This window comes from Streptomyces phytophilus (assembly GCF_013870535.1).
Lineage (GTDB): Bacteria > Actinomycetota > Actinomycetes > Streptomycetales > Streptomycetaceae > Streptomyces > Streptomyces phytophilus.
On record NZ_JACBXC010000642.1, the window covers coordinates 1 to 3,447 of the forward strand.

Annotated in this window: 4 protein-coding genes; 2 read left to right on the top strand and 2 right to left on the bottom strand. The window is 74.6% G+C overall.

The window, feature by feature from the left end:
• Together H5J30_RS22800 and H5J30_RS22805 are read left to right on the top strand one after the other, a co-directional pair.
• Positions 1–968: phosphotransferase family protein (locus H5J30_RS22800; RefSeq protein WP_181789251.1), on the top strand; the 968-nt coding region annotated here is incomplete at its 5' end.
• 6 nt (positions 969–974) lie between these two features.
• On the top strand, positions 975–2,198 hold the full coding sequence (locus tag H5J30_RS22805) for an acyl-CoA dehydrogenase family protein (RefSeq protein ID WP_181789252.1): 1,224 nt from the start codon (positions 975–977) through the stop codon (positions 2,196–2,198).
• 71 nt (positions 2,199–2,269) lie between these two features.
• On the opposite strand, the gene H5J30_RS22810 is transcribed toward H5J30_RS22805, so the two are convergent.
• Together H5J30_RS22810 and H5J30_RS22815 are read right to left on the bottom strand one after the other, a co-directional pair.
• Entirely contained in the window at positions 2,270–2,863 is a 594-nt protein-coding gene (locus H5J30_RS22810; protein ID WP_181789254.1) for a TetR/AcrR family transcriptional regulator, read from the bottom strand.
• An 89-nt stretch (positions 2,864–2,952) separates the two neighbouring features.
• Positions 2,953–3,447: SDR family oxidoreductase (locus H5J30_RS22815; RefSeq protein ID WP_181789253.1), on the bottom strand; the 495-nt coding region annotated here is incomplete at its 5' end.

Sequence of the window (3,447 nt, forward strand, 5' to 3'; positions counted from 1 at the left end):
TCGACGCGCAGCTCCCCGGGCTCGTACGCGGTGGGCTCCGCGCCCGGCTCATCGAGGGCGGCCGGTCCAACCTCACGTACGACATCACCGACGGCACCGGCCGCTGGGTCGTCCGCCGTCCCCCGCTCGGCCACGTCCTCGCCACCGCGCACGACATGGCCCGCGAGCACCGCGTGCTCACCGCCCTGCACCCCACCCCCGTCCCCGTACCGGAGACGCTGCTGTTCTGCGCCGACGACTCCGTGCTCGGCGCCCCCTTCTACGTGATGGAGGCCGTCCCCGGCACCGTGTTCCGCGCGGCCGGGCAGCTGGCGCCCCTGGGCCCCGTCCGCACCCGCGCCGTGGTCGACGGCCTCGTCGACACCCTGGTCGGCCTGCACGCCGTCGACCCGGACGCCGTGGGCCTCGGCGACTTCGGCCGCCCCGACGGCTTCCTGGAGCGCCAGCTCCGCCGCTGGGGCAAGCAGCTCGACGCCTCCCGCAGCCGCGAGCTGCCCGGCATCGACGAGCTGCACGACGCCCTCGCCCGCGACCTGCCGCCCGCCGCCGCGCCCGCCGTCGTCCACGGCGACTACCGCCTCGACAACGTCCTCGTCGACGCCGACGACAGCGTGGCGGCCGTCCTGGACTGGGAGATGTCGACGCTCGGCGACCCGCTCACGGACCTCGGCCTGCTGGCCATGTACAGCACCCCCGCGGGCGCCGACTCCCCCATCGCCACCACCGCCGGCGCCCCCGGCCACCCGACCGCCGCCGAGATCACCGCCAGATACGCGGAGCGGTCCGGCCGGGACGTCTCCCGCGTCGCCTGGTACACGGCCTTCGCGTACTTCAAGCTCGCCGTGATCCTGGAGGGCATCCACTACCGCTTCACGCTCGGCCGGACCGTCGGCGCCGGCTTCGACCGCATCGGCGAGCTGGTGCCGCAGTTCATCGCGGGCGGGCGCACCACTCTGCAGGAGGGCTGACCGGCCATGGACTTCGCACCCGACGCGCGCACCGGGGAACTGCGGGAGCGCCTCCTCGCGTTCATGGCCGAGCACGTCCACCCCGCCGAGCCGGTCGCCGCCGCGCAGCTCGCCGCACAGGGCGACCCGTGGGTGCACCCGCCGGTCGTGCACGAGCTGCGCGCCGAGGCCCGCGCGCGCGGGCTGTGGAACCTCTTCCTCCCCGACACGACGTACGGCGCGGGCCTGACGAACCTCCAGTACGCGCCGCTCGCCGAGATCACCGGCCGCAGCCCCCACCTGGCGCCCCTGGCGCTCAACTGCAGCGCGCCGGACACCGGGAACATGGAGCTGCTGGCCGAGTTCGCCACCGAGGAGCAGCGCGCGCGGTGGCTGGAGCCGCTGCTGGCGGGCCGGATCCGGTCGGCGTTCGCGATGACCGAGCCCGCCGTCGCGTCCTCCGACGCCACGAACATCGAGACCAGGATCGAGCGGGACGGCGGCTCGTACGTCGTCAACGGCCGCAAGTGGTACATCTCCGGGGCGATGAACCCGGACTGCGCCGTGTTCATCCTCATGGGCAAGACCGACCCGCACGGCACCGATCCCCGCCGCCAGCAGTCCATGGTCCTGGTCCCCCGCGACACCCCCGGCCTCACCGTCCGCCGCGCCATGCAGGTCTACGGCTTCGAGGACCATCTGCACGGCGGCCACGCCGAGATCGTCCTCGACGACGTACGGGTCCCGGCGGCCAACCTGATCGGCACGGAGGGCGGCGGCTTCGCCATCGCGCAGGCGCGGCTGGGTCCCGGCCGCATCCACCACTGCATGCGGCTCATCGGCATGGCGGAGCGGGCGATCGAGCTGATGTGCCGGCGGGCGGTGGAGCGTTCGGCATTCGGTAAGGAGCTGGCGCGGCAGGGCGTGGTGCAGACGTGGATCGCGGACGCGCGGGTGGCGGTGGAGCAGCTGCGGCTGCTGGTGCTGAAGACCGCGTGGCTGATGGACACGGTCGGCAACCGCGGCGCGCACACGGAGATCCAGGCCATCAAGATCGCCGTGCCGCGCGAGGTCACGGGGATCCTGGACCGCGCGGTGCAGTTGCACGGCGCCGCGGGCGTCAGCCAGGACACGCCGCTGGCCGAGCTGTGGGCGTCTGCGCGCACGCTGCGGCTGGCGGACGGTCCGGACGAGGTGCACCAGCGGTCGCTGGCCCGGCGCGAGCTGAGGAAGTACGCGCCGGGCGCGTGAACCGGCGCCGTACGGGCCCGGGGGCGCGCCGGTCCGTACGGCCCGGCGCTCCGGCGCTCCTGCCCCCGGCGCTACGGGCGCAGGGCGCGCATCAGCAGCTCCGCCAGGTGGTCGCCGACCTCCCGCGCCGACAGGGGCCCGTCCGGGCGGTACCAGCTGCCCAGGTGGTGCAGCGCGCCGAAGTGGTAGTCCACCACCAGGTCGGCCGGGGTGGCGGTGGAGAACACGCCGGCGGCCTGGCCCTCCTCGATGAGGCCGCGGAAGCGCTCGTGGTAGCGCCGCCGCTCCGCCCGTACCTCCTTGGACTTCTCCGGGCTCAGCATGTGCATCGAGCGGAAGAAGATCAGCGCGTCCTCGTGGTGGTCGACGGTGGTGACGACGACGTCCGCCGCCGCCTCCCGCAGCCGCCGCTCGACCGGGGCGTCCAGCGCCGCGAAGTGGTCGAGGCGCTCCTGCTGGAGGCGCAGGAGGCGGGCGTAGATCTCGTGCAGCAGGTCGTCCTTGGAGCCGAAGTAGTGGTAGAGCGCGCCCTTGGTGACCCCGGCGGCCTCGACGAGTTCCTGCACCGAGGTGCGGTCGAAGCCCCGCTCGGCGAAGAGCCGGGTGGCGGCGGCGAGCAGCCGCTCCGGCACCGTTCCGCTGTTCCCGCCCGTCGTCGTCGCCATGTCCTCGCCCTTCGTCGTTCCTGCCTCCAGTGTCGGCCCCGGCACCCCGGCCCGTCCCGGCGTCCGGGAAGGTCCGCGGGCCGTGCGCCTCAGCTCCGGCCGTCCTCCAGTGTCCGCTGCAGGCGGTTCATGCCCGCAAGCCAGCGGTCCGGGTCGGTGGCCCGCACGGCGCTGTAACCGGCGACCTCGGGGTGCGGCAGGATCAGGAAGCGGTCCTCGGCGATGCCGGCCAGGACGGCGTCGGCGACCTCCTGCGGCTCGATGGCGCCGGGGGCGAGGACGAGGTCGCCGGCCGCGCCGGTGGCGCGGAGCATGCCGGTGCGTACGCCCTGGGGGCAGACCGCGTGCACGGCGATGCCGCGGTGGCGGTACGTCAGGGACAGCCACTCGGCGAAGGCGAGCGCGGCGTGCTTGGTGACGCTGTACGGGGCGGCGCCGACCATCGACAGCAGGCCGGCGGCCGAGACGGTGGCCACGAACCGGCCCTCGCCGCGCTCCAGCCACTCCGGCAGCAGCTCGCGGGCGGCGCGCACGTGCGCCATGACGTTGACGTCCCAGGCGGTGGCCCACTCGGCGTCCGCGGC